Raw genomic sequence first — 17,329 nt, forward strand, 5'->3', positions numbered from 1 at the left:
ATCAGCCCCTTACTACATTGTTTAAGTGGGCATTTTCAATGCGAGCCACTTCATCGGGTTGCACGTAATAGTCGACGTCATTGTTATAGGCACGGAATAAGAACACGATAAACGCGCCCACTAAGCCCACAATGGCTAACCACAGAATGTGCCAAATAGCGGCAAAACCCGCGGCAGTGATCCCCAGCGCCATTAAGATACCGCTTGAGGTATTTTTCGGCATATGGATTGGCTGATAGTGTTTGAGGCCTTGATAAGCCAAACCTTTTTCTTTCGCATCGGTAAAGGCATCGATATCAGCAACCTGTGGCAGCTTAGCGAAGTTATAGCACTGTGGTGGTGAAGCGGTTGACCACTCTAAAGTATGGCCATTCCATGGATCGCCCGTAGTATCGCGGTTTTGGTCGCGGTCACGGATACTCACGTACAGTTGGATAAACTGCAGAATGATACCGACCATGATGATGCAAGCACCCACAGCGGCTAAGTAGATCCATAGATTCCATGCCGGGTTATCCGTATGGCTAATTCGGCGCGTCATACCCATAAAGCCTAATACGTACAGCGGCATAAAGGCCACGTAGAAACCGATTTGCCAACACCAGAATGACGCTTTACCTAAACGTTCATTCAAGTGGAAACCTGTCGCTTTAGGGAACCAGTAAGCAAAGCCTGCTAAGTAACCAAATACAGCACCACCAATAATAGTGTTATGGAAATGCGCGATTAAAAACAAACTGTTATGTAGAACGTAATCGGCTCCCGGTAAGGCTAATAGTACACCTGTCATACCGCCTATGGTGAAAGTCACCATAAAGCCTAGCGTCCACAACACAGGTACCGTTAACCGTAGGCGGCCACGGTAGATAGTGAACAACCAGTTAAACAGTTTTACCCCGGTTGGAACGGCAATCACCATAGTCATCACCCCGAAGAAGGCGTTGACGTTGGCACTTGAGCCCATAGTGAAGAAGTGGTGTAACCAAACGATGAAACCTAAAATTGAAATCGCACCGCTCGCCCACACCATAGAGGTGTAACCAAACAAACGCTTAGCCGTAAAGGTTGAGATCACCTCGGAGAAAATACCAAAAGCAGGCAAAATCAGGATGTAAACTTCAGGATGTCCCCACGCCCAAAATAGGTTGATATACATCATGGCGTTACCGCCACCGTCATTGGTGAAAAAGTGGAAATCCATATAACGGTCGAGCGTTAACATGGCTAACACGGCGGTTAATATTGGGAATGACGCGACGATCAATATGTTCGCCCACGTACAAGTCCAAGTGAAGATTGGCATTTGCATCAGCTTCATGCCTGGGGCACGCATCTTCAGTACGGTGGCGATAAAGTTCACCCCGGTTAAGGTCGTCCCTATGCCTGAAATTTGCAGTGCCCAGATATAGTAATCGACTCCAACCCCCGGACTGTAAGCCAGCTCTGAGAGGGGGGGATACGCCACCCAACCTGTCTTAGCAAATTCACCTAAACCCAATGAAATATTGATCAGCACAGCGCCAGAGGCGGTCAGCCAGAAACTGAGGTTATTCAAGAAGGGGAAGGCAACGTCGCGTGCGCCAATCTGCAGCGGCACTACTAAGTTCATTAGACCTATCATAAATGGCATCGCCATAAAGATAATCATGATCACGCCGTGGGCGGTGAAGATCTGGTCGTAATGTTCTGGCGGCAGATAACCTGCGGCGCCGTTGGTGGCGAGTGCTTGCTGGGTACGCATCATAATGGCATCGGAGAAGCCACGAATGAGCATCACTAAAGCCAACACTATGTACATGATACCGAGGCGTTTATGGTCAACTGAAGTTAACCAATTATTCCAGAGTACACTCCATTTTTTGTGTTTAGTGATCAAGGCTGCGATATACAAACCTACCACAGCGACGACCGCTAGGGTCACCATGATGATGGGCTCGTGATACGGAATCGCATCTAAGCTTAATTTACCGAGAAATGACATGATTACTCCGCCTCCACTTTGTGAGTGGATGAGTGCTCTAATGATGAAGGTTCTGTGGATGAGTCTTGTGTTAATGACGGTACAGAAGGTGTTGAGCTATCCATGTCGGCCATGTTCTGTGTATTTTCCATCGCGTGCTCGCCTGCCATATGTGGCATGTCGTGCATACCTTTCATGTCTGCCATGTCAGATGTGTGCTCAGTGCCCATGTGTTCCATGCCTGCGTGCATGTCCATTCCTTCGTGACCTTTCATGCCCTCATGTGAGTCCATGCGCATGTATTGCATCACGATTTGGTCAAACATCCCTTTGCTGACAGAACCAAAGTATTCAACTGGATTGTATTCACTCGGTTTAGCCAGTGTGGCATAGGCCGCTGAGTCCAATGCCTTGCCCTGTTGTTTTAACTTAGCTACCCATGCCTCGAAGTCGGCAGGTGTCTGAGTGGCAATCGCTTTAAACTTCATGCCCGCAAATCCGGCGCCGCTGTAGTTAGCCGAGATACCGTCGAAGGTGCCGGGCTCGTTAGCGATCAAATGTAACTTAGTGGTCATGCCCGCCATAGAGTAAATCTGGCTGCCTAACTGAGGGATGAAGAAGGAGTTCATCGCAGTGTCAGAGGTGATCTTAAAGTTCACCGGCACATTGGCTGGGAACGCCAACTCATTGACCGACGCCACGCCTTGTTCTGGATAAATGAATAACCATTTCCAGTCCAGCGACACTACTTCAACCGTGACGGGTTTAGCTTCGTGATCTAAAGGTTTGTATGGATCAAGATCATGGGTCGAACCCCAAGTGATCACACCGAGCACTATCACGATCACAATCGGCACTATCCACACTACGGTTTCAATCGCCGTTGAGTGTGCCCATTTAGGCGCATAGATTTCCTGATCACGGCCATCGCGGTATTTCCACGCGAAGTACAATGTCATGGCAATCACAGGGATAACGACAATAAGCATGAGTAGGGTGGCGACGATAATCAGGTGTTTTTCATCGATACCGATTTGGCCCTTAGGGTCCAACACACCGCCATCACAACCCGCGAGCATGAGTGCTACTGCCGCGATTGCTGCTTTACTTAATTTTCGAATTAACAAAGGAAGATTCCTCTAACCCTAAGGTTTACAACTCTGCCAAGCGTTAACCGGCAGTCGCACTAAGCGGCGTTATCTGAGCGCAAATCCTGAAACCCAAGAGGCATGACACAACAATGTGTCGCCATCCCGAGGCAAATCTAAGATCCGCTTTCAGCGCTTAATGCTTAATTTGAATTTAAAAACAGAGGGTTAAAATGGCGGAGCGCGACAACCGTGGGCGGTATGTTCGAGGGATTTTAGCCTTGGGGGTGCTAAAAAAAGTGAGGCGTTAGTTAAATTGAGATGATTGAAAAATTTGAAGCAGCAGTTGATTAAATGCCATAACTGCAGAATAACGAGGGGGTTGAGCAATAATAGGCTGAACAGACTGGCGCCGATAAACTCGACTAAAAAGCCATTGCTGAGGCTGATTAATTCACTAATATCGACACAACCGCCGATCAACACGGATAAAACGTCAGCAATAGGCAGCACAAACAATAACCCGAAAAACAGGGTTAGATTTGTCATGCTAAAGGTTGAAAGCCGAATAGTTAGGTTCAATCTTTCAACAATGAATTGGCTAAGAGCTAATTTCAATTAACGGGTCCGGCTGAACGGGAAAAGGAGTCAGTTGGCAGAACAAAAAATATTCAGCATGTAACTTTTTTATGCGGCAGGAGGATACCAAGAAGCGGCTATTGAATGAAAGCGGATCCCCGTAGTAAAAGGGCTTAAGTATTAAAAAAACCTTAATTAAAACTAAATGCGATCGTTAATTTTACAAAATTAACAGTATTTAAACTGATTTTGTTCTCATAAAATAAAAAATTGTGAAGCCTCTCATTTATTCATTTTGACTAAAGTTGATTTGCTTGTGGTGTCATTGAGTTGATTATAGCCCCTATAAACATGTTAGCTTTACCCGTAAAAAGACTAAGCTTAACTTCTATGGCGGGGCTAATGTTGCCGATAGTTGTCTTGATGGGTTAGCTTGTTTGTCGCAAGATTGGGCTCGCCAAGTTTGGCTGTGTGATTAAGTGCATTTGAGATCGGCATCCCAAATAAAAACATCACGTTAAATGAGTGATTGTGTCAGTCATTTACGCTATTTACATTAGATAAACCGATTATTAAACTGTGAACTTATCTCGCCCCTGATATGTGCTTGAGATTGAGCCTGTGAGTAGGGCATGATGCTTCTCAATTCTCGAAGTGCGTCAGCATAAAGGACTACACATAAAGTCATTTATCCCATACCTTAAGGTAAACATTTTCATCGCCTTAGCTTACGTTATTGTAGGTAAGATTGGTTTGATGATTGCTTTGCCGCCTGGATATTCTGCTGCAATTTGGCCTGCCGCAGGTATTGCTATTGCCGCTTGTGTTTTATGGAAAGAATATGCGCCTTGGATTGGCGTGTTCATTGGTTCTTTGTTGATTAATCTCAACATCAGCGGACATATCCATTGGGGGTGGTTGCCCTTTGCGATTTCAATTGGCTCATCTATACAGGCAGTGCTTTCTGCCTATGTTCTTGGGCGAGTCGATCATTTATTCACCCTAGATAATCCTAACGCCGTCATTAAATCCTGCTTGAGTTTAGCTTTAACTTGTACTGTAGCGACTGTTTTTGGCAATTTCTCCTTAGTGATTAACGGTACGATTCCACAGTCCGATTTACTGGGTAGTTTAATAAATTGGTGGACTGGGGATTTGCTCGGTGCCGTGATTTTTATCCCTCTGACTATGTTGTTATTTGATAAGCGAGTTATTTGGCGTTCTCGCCGCATTCAGACGGGTGTGCCTTTGCTGGTGGGCTTTTTATTCTGCGTGGGGATTTATTACTACTCAGATATGAATCAGCGCCAACAGTTGCAGGATAAGTTTCTGGTTCAATCTAATGCGATTATTAGCAATATTGAAAGTTTTCAAGATGCTAACCTCCAACAAATTGTTGCCTTAGCAAGCTTGTTCGATAATAGCGAGCAGGTTTCTGAGGATGAGTTTGTACAGTTTGGCAAACGCAATATGTTGATGAAGGATGGCTTTAGAGCTTGGTCTTGGTCACCGCTTGTGGCGGCAGCCGATCAGCAAAGTTTTGAGGCATCAATTCGTTCTGTGGTTGGCGGTTCCTACAAAGTGACTCGTCCCGAAGGCTGGCAGGCGAATACTGATGGTTGGCTAGTCCCTGTGATGTATATTCAGCCGCAGATAGGTAACGAAGCGGCCTTGGGATTAGATCTCAATAGTGAGCCGACGCGAGCCGCTGCCATAGCAAAAGTGCGTGCGACGTTAGCACCCGTGATGACAGCCAAGATTCAATTAGCACAAGATCCCAATGGTCCTGGTGGCACTTTACTCATTGCTCCTGCTTTTGACAGATTGGGTAAGATCTCAGGGTTTTGTTCTGCTGTAATTGATTTGCAAGGCATTATTGATGATGTTGATAGTGTAAAAGGGTTGCAGTGGCAACTGACAGATATGAGTGCGGGCGGTACCTTACTTTATAGCAATACTCAAAAATCGTTTCCCGAATTTAGCAGTAAGCTCTTCAGCGATAAAACTGGGCAGTATTTTCAGGCAAACTTGATGTTAGCGGATCGTCATTGGCATATAGTGATTTATCAATCCTATGCGGTGCTGATGGGCGATACTTTTAGCTTATCGCTACTGATGCTGCTGCTCGCATTTATCACTTGTGCGGTCGTGGGCGGTATGACACTGGTTTCCTCCGGCGAGCGCCAACGTATTGCCGAAAAAGTGACAGAAAAAACCATGGCATTGTCGAAGGAAATTGCCCGCCGTCAGGCTTTTCAAGCTACCTTGGTCGAAAGTGAGCAAAAATATCGAAACCTATTTGATAAGGCCCCAGTGGGGCATGTGCTTAAACGTTTAGATGATGGTCAATTTGTGGCGATTAACCCCGCCTTTCAAGCGATTACGGGTTATTCACTCGATGAGCTTAATCAACTTGATCCTTGGGATCTTACCCCAAAGCGTTATCAATTAAGTGAAACTGAGCAATTAGAGCGCTTAAAGCAGACGCGCCGTTACGGCCCCTATCAGAAGCATTATTTACATAAAAATGGCCAATTAGTGGCGGTGCGCCTCAACGGGGCTTTAGTTACTGGTGCTAATGGTGAACAGCTAATTTTGTTTATTGTCGAAGATATTACCGAGCAGGAGCGTACCGTTGCGCGGGTAAATCTCTTGGCGCAAGTATTTCAGCAGAGTGGTGAAGGCATCACGATTATGGATGCCAACGATATCATTGTGGATGTGAATAGCGCATTTTCTTAGATCACGGGTTATTCCCGAGAGGACATTATTGGTAAAAACTGCCGTTTTATAGAGGCTGAACGAACGGACAAAAGTATCGATTCTCAAGTCCGTGCTGCCCTCGAGCAAACGGGTTTCTGGCAAGGTGAAGTCTGGGACAGGCATAAACAAGGCTACGATTTCCCGAAATGGTTGATGATGTCTGTGGTGCGGGATGATTCTGGTGCCGTGAGTCACTATATTGGCAGCTTTACCGATATCAGTGAGCGTAAAGTCAGTGAGGAACGCATTCATTTCCTTGCTCATCATGACTCTTTGACCTTATTGCCTAATCGACTGAGCTTGCAGTCGCGCCTCGAAGTGGTGTTTAAGGATGCTCTGATATCCCACAGCCAAATAGCGGTAATGTTCATCGACATGGACCACTTTAAAAATATCAACGATACCTTGGGCCATCATGTGGGCGATCAACTGCTGCTAGAGGTGGCCCGACGTTTGAAATACATCGTTGGTGATAATGATACTGTGGCGCGTTTGGGAGGCGATGAGTTTGTGGTTGCCTTGTCCGATACAAACCATGATGAAGTGGCCAGTTTAGCCGAGGCGCTGCGCAGTGGTTTGAGTCAAACCTATGTGATTAATAATCAAGCATTACATTCGTCGCCAAGTATAGGGATCAGTTTATTTCCCAATGATGGTGACAGTGTTGAAGCCTTGATGAAAAATGCCGATATGGCCATGTACCGCGCAAAAGCGGCTGGACGCAATAACTATCAATTCTTTACTGCGGCAATGAACACTTTGATCACTGAGCGCCAGCATATTGAAACTGGCCTGAGGCAAGTGTTAGCAAACGACGAATTACGACTGCATTATCAGCCACAAATTGATATTAGAAGCGGGCAAGTGGTCAGTGTCGAAGCGCTTGTGCGCTGGCAGCATCCCGAATTTGGCATGATAGCGCCTGACCGTTTTATTCCCATTGCCGAAGAGATCGACATGATCATCCCAATTGGTCAATGGGTGTTAGAAACGGCGATGGCGCAACTTGCTGTCTGGCGTGCTGCGGGTGCCACTGAGTTGCGAATGGCAGTGAATCTGTCAGCGCATCAACTCCGTAAGGATACGATAGTCGCCGATATTACCAATGTGCTGGTGAAGCATAAGTTGGGCAAAGGCGCGCTGGAGCTGGAGATTACCGAGAGTGTGGCGATGCAATATCCTGAGCAGAATGCGCGCCTATTAGCGGAATTACGTCAACATGGTATCGAGCTCGCCATCGATGATTTTGGTACAGGATATTCCTCTTTATCCTATTTGAAACTCTTGCCCTTAGACAGGTTAAAGCTCGACCGATCCTTTGTGAAGGATATTGAGACCGACTCGAACGATGCAGCCATTAGCGCTGCAACTATTTCTATGTCCCATGAATTGGGGTTAACTGTGGTCGCTGAAGGGGTTGAAAACGAGGCGCAATTGGTATTATTGTCGAGCATGGGGTGCGACTTAGTGCAAGGGTTTTACTTTAGTAAACCCTTAGCGGCAGAAGAGTGTTTCCGCTTTATCCAGCGTAATTTATAACGGCAGAGTGTTGTTGTTTTTCTAATGCTGGCGCAGAGTTGGACTATACTTGAGTTCGCATTATGCATGCGTTAATCAAAATACTAAGGATGGTTTTATGCAAGTCATCTTCACTAAAGGTACTCAGCGTTATGGCCAGTTGCGCTGCGTGCGCATGGACGGTAGTGCGACTCAAACCCAAATGCCAGAACAGGGCATTGCTCCCCACGATATGATTCATTATGTGGTTGAAAAACGTCTGCATATTCAAGGGGCTTTCTTCTCGCAGGTCAGAGCTGGCGCCGATATCAGCTTCGCCTTGGAACATAATGAAACCTCCCGCGCTATCGCAGATAAAACGGAAGTGTGGCAAACCGAATCCATAGTCGAGACCTTGCAGTCGCTACTCTGGTCGGGCGAAACGCCAACCTATGACGGCTTTATTTATCTGTTAGAGCAAGCCTGTAGCAGTCGAGACTTAGCCGTTCCTACTGTTAACCAAACAGATTTTGATCATATTCTCAATGAGATTATGGATTTGAGTGTTGAGTGGCAGGGAATGGGAGAAGGTCAGTCCTTGACCTTGAAGTTCTGATCTATTGATTATGGCGGTGAGTGGCTAAATGCCTTCCCCTAAAAAGACTTTGGTATAGCGTGGCTGGATCCAAGCGCTATCACCTTTGTTTATGCCAAGCTGTTTAAATTGCACTTTAGATAATTCAACATGGATCAGTTGGTTATCTAGCTCAGTTAGGACTTCTAATCTCACTGCAGGGCCAACTATGGTCACTAAGTCTAAACTGACTTTAAGGGCATTTTCAGTTGGTTGTGTCAGTACCTCGATTTCGTGTGGGCGAACATAGGCCAAGCCTTGTTGCTCTTCGCTAATTGTGTGTTCAGGTGAGGGTATGTGGATATTGCCTATAGTGCTATGCCCTTGTTTTACCCGGGCATGAAATAGGTTCACATTGCCAAGAAACTCGTACACAAAAGGATTGCTTGGATTATCATAGACTTCTTCTGGCGTACCTTGCTGCTCGATACGACCTTGATTCATCACTACAATTTTATCTGCGACTTCGAGTGCTTCTTCCTGATCATGGGTCACAAATACGGTAGTGACATTAATCTCATCGTGTAAGCGTCTTAACCAGCGGCGTAATTCTGCGCGGACTTTTGCATCGAGCGCGCCAAAGGGTTCGTCTAACAGTAGAACCTTAGGTTCGACCGCAAGCGCGCGGGCGAGTGCGATGCGTTGCCTTTGACCGCCTGAAAGTTGTGATGGATAGCGATTAGCAGTCCAATCTAATTGGACGAGTTTGAGTAATGAATGCACCTTATCGGCAATGTCTGCCTTACTCGGACGTGTTTTTCGTGGTCTGACTGTGAGTCCATAGGCGACATTTTCGAATACAGTCATATGTTTAAATAGGGCGTAATGTTGGAATACAAAACCGACACCGCGTTCACTCACATGCTGTGTGGTGATGTCTTCGCCATTAAATCTGACTATGCCACTGTCGGCCTGTTCGAGTCCGGCAATAATCCTGAGTAAAGTTGTTTTGCCTGAGCCGGATGGGCCTAAAAGGGCTGTCAGCTCTCCGGTTTTGATCTCTAAATTGACCGAGTCCACGGCAACAAAATCACTAAAACGCTTATTAACTTGTTGAATGTGTATGCTCATAATGCTCTGTTCCCAAGGACGTTGCGTTTAGTTAATTTGATGTTTGCGCTCATCTTTCCACTCCACAAGGCTTTTCAGCACTATAGTGACCAGTGCTAAACCTGTGAGCAGGGATGACACGGCAAACGCGGCCGTAAACATGTATTCGTTATAAAGCACTTCTATGTGTAGCGGCATAGTATTGGTCTCACCGCGAATGCGCCCAGAGACCACTGCTACCGCCCCAAACTCGCCCATAGCACGGGCATTACACAGGATCACGCCGTAGAGTAAGCCCCACTTAATGTTAGGCAGTGTGACGTACCAAAAGGTCTTTAAACCACTGGCACCTAGGGTGAGTGAGGCCTCTTCTTCATCTTTGCCCTGTTGTTGCATCAGTGGGATGAGTTCACGGGCAATAAAGGGTAAAGTGCCGAACATGATGACAATGACTATGCCCGGAACGGCAAAAATCACTTTTAAATCATGGGCAGCAAGCCAAGGGCCAAACCAGCCTTGGGCACCGAAGAGGATCACAAAAATCAGCCCGACCACTACGGGTGAAATGGCGAAGGGCATATCGATTATCGAGATCAGTATGGTTTTGCCTCTAAACTCAAATTTAGCAATGGCCCAAGCGATGGCGACACCAAAAATAGCATTAGTGGGTACAACAATAATTAACACTAACAAGGTGAGGCGAATGGAAGCGAGCGCATCGGGATCGGTCACGGCTTGCCACCAGACCTTGAGACCCGCTTCGAAGGCGCCGTAGAGCACAACCGCTAATGGCAAAACCAGAAACAGTGCGAGAAAGCTTAATGCGATCCCGATTAAACTCCACTTTATCCAAGGTGCCTCAGTGGTAGCGTGATGATTTACAGTCGATATTTGACCCATAGACTTAACCTCTTTTACTCGCCCACCACTGTAGGCTATTAATTAATAACAATAAGAGGAAAGCTGCTGCGAGCATGACCACGCCGATAGCCGCTGCGCCGTTATAGTCATATTGCTCAGCTTTGGACACTATCAGTAGCGGAGTAATTTCGGTGCGATAGGGCAAATTGCCCGAGATAAAAATGACGGAACCATATTCGCCCACTGCACGTGCAAAGGCTAAGGCATAACCCGTTAATAATGCAGGTAATATCGCAGGTAGGATTACTCTTCTTATGGTGGTTAATCGATTAGCACCGAGGGATGCTGAGGCTTCTTCAAGTTCCTTTGAAAAGTCAGCCAAAACCGGTTGCACTGTTCGTACGACAAAGGGCAATCCAATGTAAGTTAAGGCGATTACAACACCAATTTGACTGTAGGCGACTTTAATGCCCCATAAGTGTAAATATTGACCTACCCACCCGGTAGTCGAATAAAGCGTTACGAGCGCGATACCTGCGACAGCCGTCGGTAAGGCAAAAGGCAGATCGACTAAAGCATCGACGACTTTTTTACCAAAAAATTGATAACGTACTAACACCCAAGCGACGAGAGTCCCAAAAATGGCATTAATGCTGGCGCCAATAAAAGACGCCGTAAATGACAGCTTGTATGAGGCTACAACCTGAGGATGACTAATTGCGACCCAAAAGTCAGCCCAACTCATTTGCAGCGTAAACAGAACTAATCCGGCTACAGGAATAAGAAATAGCAAACTTAAATATAAAACTGAGAAGCCTAAGGTAATACCAAATCCAGGTAGCACAGATTTTATGACAACCTTGCTCATATCATTATTCCGTCGCGAGATAAGTGAAACCAATGGGCGGTTTCGTATGAGTGAAACCGCGTAAAAGATTACTTGCTAATCTTGGTTAAAATAGAATCGAATTGACCACCATCATTAAAATGCGTTTTTTGTGCTTTGTTCCAGCCACCAAAAACTTCATCAATGGTAAAGAGCGTCAGTTGTGGAAATTTGTCTTTGTATTGCAACGCAACGTCTGGGTTTGTCGGGCGATAAAAGTGTTTTGCTGCTAGGTGTTGTGCTTCATCAGTATAGAGATGTGCTAGGTAAGCTTCTGCTAACTTACGTGTCCCTTTGCGATCGACATTTTTATCTACCACTGTCACTGGTGGCTCGGCAAGAATACTGACACTTGGAACAATGATTTCAAATTCACCTTTTCCTAACTGCTCAACAGATAATATGGCTTCATTTTCCCAAGCGATGAACACATCGCCAATTTTACGCTGTACAAAGGTATTGGTTGCGCCACGGGCGCCAGAGTCCAGCACAGGTACGTTTTTATAAATCTGAGTGACAAACTCTAACGCTTTTTCTTCTGAGCCGTATTGCTTCAGTGCATAACCCCAAGCGGCGAGATAGTTCCAGCGCGCCCCGCCTGAAGTCTTAGGATTTGGGGTAATGACCTCTACACCTTCTCGAACTAAGTCATTCCAGTCATGGATATTTTTGGGATTTCCCTTGCGAACCAATAGCACTATGGTCGAGGTATAGGGCGAGCTATTGTGTGGCAGGCGACTTTGCCAATTTTCAGGAATTAAATCCGCTTTTTGCCTTAATGCATCAACGTCATAGGCCAGTGCCAGAGTGACAACATCCGCTTCTAATCCATCAATAACTGAGCGAGCTTGCGAGCCTGAACCACCATGAGATTGACGTATGGTTGGGGCTTTATGGCCCTGTTTTTGCCAATATTGGCTAAAGAGTTGGTTATATTCCCGATAGAATTCACGGGTTGGATCATAGGAAACATTCAATAGCGTATCTTCAGCGAGTGCGAGAAAACTAGCAGAGGCCAAAACTAAGGTGAGTGTTGCTTTTTGTAGGTGAGATAAAATATTCATACCGAAATCCTCATATTATTTAATAAGGCTTCCGGTTGACCGGTCAGCGATGTGGTCTAACTGTGTTGATTGGGTGGTAAATTTCGTTTTATTTCGACGGCGTAACTTGGTCTAAACGAATTTTTTCTTTCTTTTCTAATTGCACTAATTTCCCATGGTGAAAGGTTAATTCCACTGTCCCAAACTCAATTCTACCCAGTAGTTTTTCTAAACTATTGACGAGCAAGGGGATCACGGTTTGTAGATCTTCTTTGGTTGCCATATAAGTCCTCATGTAAGTGGTTTTTGACAACGTAATTGGAATTATAATCAAATATTGATAACTAAAAAGTTACATTTTGCGATTTGATATTCTTTTATGTAATAAGTGTGTCTTTTGTGTGTTTGAGTTTACGAGATCGTTAGACTGGCTCTGAGTTGCACTTTCTATTTGATAGATAAGATTACCAATAAGCACATCAATGAGGGGCCACTGTCCATGTCCGGAATCGACATTAATGTGGCCACTTAACCCTAAGTTGATTGTTGGGAATCCCAATTTTTTTGCCAGTTTTGCAGCTTGATTAAAGGGCATCCAAGGATCGTTTTCACTGGCAATGACAAGCCCTGCGACACCTAAGGGATGTTTTGGCAACAAGTGTTTGATCGTTTGATTGCCATCGTGTTCAGGCAGAATGTGTCCATTCTCAGAAAATCGTGCTGGTGATGCTGGCGCGACTAAAATAGCTGCTGCTACCCGCTGTGGATGATGAGCGATGGCAAGGCTTGTCGCTAAACAGCCAAAACTGTGGGCGAGGATGAGGATTTCACCTTCGATTTGATCGATTGCGCGGCAAATGGCATTGGCCCAGATATGAATCTTAGGCTCCAATAGTGGTAAGTCATTGACCCATATAGCTGATTCATATTTTTGTGCAATCCAACTTTGCCAATGTAAAGGGCCGCTACCACCAAACCCTGGCACAATTAATAAGGTTGCCATATTTTATCCTCCAAGATGTGAGTTTATAAGAGAGCCAAATGACGACCGGATGAAGCCAGTTTGACTCGCACTCTGACTATATCTACAAATTTGGTTATTAAAATTGTTATTTGTAGTCCATTTTGGAATATGAGATATATTTAGGATATTAACTCTGGAGGAAGTTGCCTTTGTGAGGTGATGTTACAGATAAATAATCCATAAAAATGCCCAGTAAGAGGGTGAGTCTTCTGGGCACTCGTTTTCAGTTTATATCTTGTTATTCCCTATGACGGCGTTCTTGGCTTTGAGTTGATCGACCTTGGTTATGTTCTACCGAGCGAGCGGTTTGCGCATTTTGGCGTGGCTCACTTTGTCTCACTCTCACTTCTTCGCGTTGTCTAGGCGCCGCTTGTCTTGGTTGTTCAATCCGTTGTGGCTCTGTACGTCTTGTTTCAGGCCGTGGCGTTTCAACTCTTGGGGTCATAGTTCTTGGTTTTTCTTGCCTTTGTGACTGTGCCCTTTGTTGATCGATATTACGCGGTTGTGACTCCCGAGTTTGATATTGCCTTTGCTGAGACTCCTTCGATGGCATTGGTTTTGACTGCACGGGTCTTGATTGCGCGTCATTACGCTCCTTGTGAGTCGGCGTTTGTACCATAGTCGCAGATCGACGTTCCTTTAACTCGGCTTGCGTTTTCTGATAACTCGGCGTGCGGTTATCACGTTCACGGCTGACGTTGTGATAGTCTTTATTATCACGACTTTTATTGCCCTGATTACTCATATTACCCAGATTACTATGGGTATCTTGGCGTTCTTTAGACTTCGAATATTGGCTATTGAAGTGCTGTTTACTGCCGCTTGAGTGTGAATCTCTGCCGCGATATTTATCATCATGGTAATAGCGTTGTTTTACCACTGGATTGTGATAACTCACACCGCGTCTATGTTCGGGTTTATGTTTCCAAGGTTGTGCGCCATGGCTAACACTGTATCTTTCCCGTGGGCGATATCGGTGTGAATGGCGATAGTCGATCACCACCACTTTATGGTTGTGCCAGTGGAACGAACTGAAGAAGTAGTTAAAGGAAATATGGATGCCCGGTGACCAGTAGAAATGGTTATGACTCGGACGATAGGGATAGCCAGCATAGCCGCCAAATTCCCAATATACAGGAGGATAAGCCACACCCCAACGCCATGTGCCGTAAACCACGCGTGGATCGTAATAGGGGACGTAGACGATTTCTCGCTTAGCGGGTTCTATGATGATCTGATTGTTGGCGCGTGTAATTGCCATGTTATCCATGTCTGCTAAGCTATTCGCTTTATCAGCCTGTTGTCTTAGGGACTGAATGCTGTTCATCACTTGGCCTTCATCTTCTAAGAAGGCTTCACCGAGTCTTTGAGTCCATTCGAGATCTTCACTCATTTTTTGCAGCAGCGTCGGGAAGGCCAGCAAGGCTTTGACGCTCGGGTCCCAGTCCTGATCTTCGGCTTGCGACATAATTTGGTCGATCGATGATTTGGGGCGCTGGGTTAACCAACGCTGTGCCTGCACTATTTCGAGTGGATAAGTTGAGGCAATAAGTATGTGGGTCAATAAGCTATCGGGATACAGGGCAATAGGCGCCAGCATTTGTTCGAGTTCGGCTTGGCTTGCCGCTGTGCTCGATCCTTGGCTCGCAGATATGCCCGCAGCCTGTGCTGTGGTAGTGAAAGGCAAGGCCACTAATGCCGCCGTTAACACTAGCCAATTCCATCGATGTAGTCTGTTCATGGTTTGCTCCAATAATCCTGTTCGAGGATGTTATGGGCATATTAGGCGTGTGAATATGAACATAAGCTGAAAGTGTTTTGCGGTTAAATATTTATTTATAGCCAAGTTTTAAGAGACGTAATAAATCTATCACATTGAAAATAAAGACTTAAACTGAGTGTGCAAAGCTGATGCTAAATTTGGCACCACCTAAGGTTTCTGAGCGAGAGACAGAAATTCTGCCGTTATAGCTGTCGACTAAATCGCGCACGATAGCAAGCCCAATACCATTACCTTGAAGGTAGGAGTCTGCGCGAATACCACGTTCAAAGATTTGATTTTGCAGGGCTTCACTGATCCCTGGGCCATCATCTTCGATACAGATTAGCAGTTGATAGGCATCGCCTGTGACCGTTAATGTCACCGTAGACTTCGCGGCTTTACAGGCGTTGTCGAGTAAATTGCCTAGAATTTCAGTCAGATCTGCTTTATCCCCCTTGAATACTGCGTGTTCTACCATCTCGCCGCTGAGATTGATTTGTGGCTCTCGATAAATTTTAGCTAATGTGCGTAATAACTTAGCGGCGACTTCATCGACACGAATACCTAAATGCCACGAGGCCGCCGCTGCGGTTTGGGCGCGTTTTAGCTGGTGGCCAATGATCCTGCTGATCACTGATACTTGCTCACTGGAGGATTCGCTTAAGTCGGCCTGACTCTTGATCACCGCCAGTGGTGTTTTGAGGCTATGGGCTAGGTCGGCCAAGGCATTACGATAGCGTTTTCGTTGGGTTTGTTCGGTATTGAGCAAAATATTAAGCTGCCGAGCAACCGCTTGTAATTCAGTGGGGTACTGGCTACTTAGCTGCATCGACTTACCTTGCTCGACGGAATGTAGCTCTTGGGTAAAGCGTGCTAAAGGCCGCAACGTCCACAGTAACCAACTCAATTGAAACACTAACATGACTAACATTAAGATCAGCAGCCAAGTCCAAAGCTGTTGATTAAACTGATCAATTTGCTGCTGAAATTCTCGCTCGTCTTTAATAATGTGGATTGTCACAGGCACGTTTTGATTTTGGCTGGCAAAACTGACACTAAAGCTATAAATCAAATGGAGTTGATCGGCGAGCTCGATTTGCTCAAATGCGCTTTGACCCGTGGCTGGGATGGTAAAATGTGGCGGTGGCGTAATCCCCATAAAAGATTGCGAATGCCACACTATATCTTGTTTGCCGCTGGCGTCTTCAGTGGTTGCAATGGCATACAGCCCTGATTGAATGAGGTTAAAACGATTCTCTAACACTAACTCTGGGATGGAGATTTGTTTGTTTTCGACTTCAGTCACCGCGAGAATCGAATAGACATAGGCACTGAGTTCATTCTTGGTTGCGCTTTTAACTTGTTCGGTAAAGGCATCGTTTAAGGCAACGCCGATCAAAGGCAATAACACTAAGATAAATAATAGCGCGCTGGCAACTAAGCGTGCTTTTAGGGAGTTCAGCACTTGCCACGCCATGGCGCGTTTACTCATCGGCTGCTTGCCCAGACGTTAACGCTTTTAGGCGATAACCTTGGCCGCGCAGAGTTTCAATTAAGTTGTATTGATTATCTGGGTCGAGTTTTTTGCGTAACCGGCGGATAAAGACTTCGATGACGTTAGAATCTAAATCAAAATCCTGATCGTAAATATGCTCTGTGAGTACAGTTTTTGATTTGACTTCGCCTTGATGCAACATAAAAAATTCGAATAACTTGTATTCAGAACCACTGAGATTAACCAGTTCTTCGCCTTTACGTACTTCTAGGCTGCTGGTGTTAAGGCTAAAGGGGCCGTTGTAGATCAGGGGGCTGGCCTTGCCGGCGGAGCGACGGATCAGGGCTTTTAGTCGTGCGATGAGTTCTTGGGGATGGAAAGGCTTCGTCAGATAGTCGTCGGCACCGGCATCGAGTCCTTCAACCTTATCTTGCCAACTGTCCCTTGCGGTTAAAATCAGGATAGGAAAGTCGCGTTTTTGTTCACGCACGCTACGGATCAAGGCGATACCATCGAGTTTAGGTAAACCGACATCGATAATTGCTGCATCATAGTTGTATTCGAGCGCTTGAAATAAGCCTTCTTCACCATCACTCGCCACATCGATACTGTAATGGGCATCGAGGAGATGTTGCTTTAAGTTAGTCTGTAGTTCTATATCATCTTCAACTAGTAACAATCGCATCG

The 17,329-nt window shown here is 45.7% G+C and carries 13 protein-coding genes and 1 pseudogene; 2 read left to right on the top strand and 12 right to left on the bottom strand.

Annotated features, from left to right (window positions below):
* Position 1: 1 nt before the first annotated feature.
* From cyoB to L5M10_RS07045, 3 genes are all read right to left on the bottom strand, one after another.
* Complete coding sequence (gene cyoB, locus L5M10_RS07035; protein ID WP_263196394.1) at positions 2-1,981, bottom strand: cytochrome o ubiquinol oxidase subunit I; 1,980 nt, start codon at positions 1,979-1,981, stop codon at positions 2-4.
* Between the two features lie 2 nt (positions 1,982-1,983).
* Complete coding sequence (cyoA, locus tag L5M10_RS07040) at positions 1,984-3,087, bottom strand: ubiquinol oxidase subunit II (RefSeq protein ID WP_263196393.1); 1,104 nt, start codon at positions 3,085-3,087, stop codon at positions 1,984-1,986.
* Positions 3,088-3,276: 189 nt separating this feature from the next.
* A complete protein-coding gene (locus L5M10_RS07045) occupies positions 3,277-3,666 on the bottom strand; it encodes a hypothetical protein (RefSeq protein WP_317629809.1) in 390 nt (129 codons plus the stop codon).
* 615 nt (positions 3,667-4,281) lie between these two features.
* On the opposite strand from L5M10_RS07045, the pseudogene L5M10_RS07050 reads away from it, so the two are divergent.
* Both L5M10_RS07050 and L5M10_RS07055 read left to right on the top strand, forming a co-directional pair.
* Positions 4,282-7,929, top strand: a pseudogene (locus L5M10_RS07050) (EAL domain-containing protein).
* Positions 7,930-8,026: 97 nt separating this feature from the next.
* Entirely contained in the window at positions 8,027-8,503 is a 477-nt protein-coding gene (locus tag L5M10_RS07055; protein WP_198572437.1) for a cytoplasmic protein, read from the top strand.
* A 24-nt stretch (positions 8,504-8,527) separates the two neighbouring features.
* Here L5M10_RS07055 and L5M10_RS07060 read toward each other — a convergent pair whose 3' ends face one another.
* The 9 genes from L5M10_RS07060 to L5M10_RS07100 all read right to left on the bottom strand — a co-directional run bounded on the left by L5M10_RS07060 (position 8,528) and on the right by L5M10_RS07100 (position 17,327).
* Entirely contained in the window at positions 8,528-9,592 is a 1,065-nt protein-coding gene (locus L5M10_RS07060) for a sulfate/molybdate ABC transporter ATP-binding protein (protein ID WP_168826299.1), read from the bottom strand.
* A gap of 27 nt (positions 9,593-9,619) precedes the next feature.
* A complete protein-coding gene (cysW, locus tag L5M10_RS07065) occupies positions 9,620-10,471 on the bottom strand; it encodes a sulfate ABC transporter permease subunit CysW (protein ID WP_198572436.1) in 852 nt (283 codons plus the stop codon).
* A gap of 4 nt (positions 10,472-10,475) precedes the next feature.
* Positions 10,476-11,300, bottom strand: coding sequence for a sulfate ABC transporter permease subunit CysT (cysT, locus tag L5M10_RS07070; protein WP_263141424.1), 825 nt, complete (start codon positions 11,298-11,300; stop codon positions 10,476-10,478).
* A 68-nt stretch (positions 11,301-11,368) separates the two neighbouring features.
* Entirely contained in the window at positions 11,369-12,382 is a 1,014-nt protein-coding gene (locus L5M10_RS07075) for a sulfate ABC transporter substrate-binding protein (protein WP_263162503.1), read from the bottom strand.
* Positions 12,383-12,470: 88 nt separating this feature from the next.
* Positions 12,471-12,644, bottom strand: coding sequence for a YezD family protein (locus tag L5M10_RS07080; protein WP_011790691.1), 174 nt, complete (start codon positions 12,642-12,644; stop codon positions 12,471-12,473).
* 69 nt (positions 12,645-12,713) lie between these two features.
* Complete coding sequence (locus tag L5M10_RS07085) at positions 12,714-13,364, bottom strand: alpha/beta hydrolase (protein ID WP_263162501.1); 651 nt, start codon at positions 13,362-13,364, stop codon at positions 12,714-12,716.
* A 259-nt stretch (positions 13,365-13,623) separates the two neighbouring features.
* Entirely contained in the window at positions 13,624-15,126 is a 1,503-nt protein-coding gene (locus tag L5M10_RS07090; protein ID WP_263196391.1) for a DUF3300 domain-containing protein, read from the bottom strand.
* A 148-nt stretch (positions 15,127-15,274) separates the two neighbouring features.
* Positions 15,275-16,639, bottom strand: coding sequence for an ATP-binding protein (locus tag L5M10_RS07095; protein ID WP_263196390.1), 1,365 nt, complete (start codon positions 16,637-16,639; stop codon positions 15,275-15,277).
* On the bottom strand, positions 16,632-17,327 hold the full coding sequence (locus L5M10_RS07100) for a response regulator transcription factor (protein ID WP_105250672.1): 696 nt from the start codon (positions 17,325-17,327) through the stop codon (positions 16,632-16,634). Before L5M10_RS07100 ends, L5M10_RS07095 begins: the two co-directional genes overlap by 8 nt.
* Positions 17,328-17,329: the final 2 nt, after the last annotated feature.

The organism is Shewanella sp. SM32 (genome assembly GCF_025654235.1).
In the GTDB taxonomy this organism is placed as follows: Bacteria; Pseudomonadota; Gammaproteobacteria; order Enterobacterales; family Shewanellaceae; genus Shewanella; species Shewanella oncorhynchi.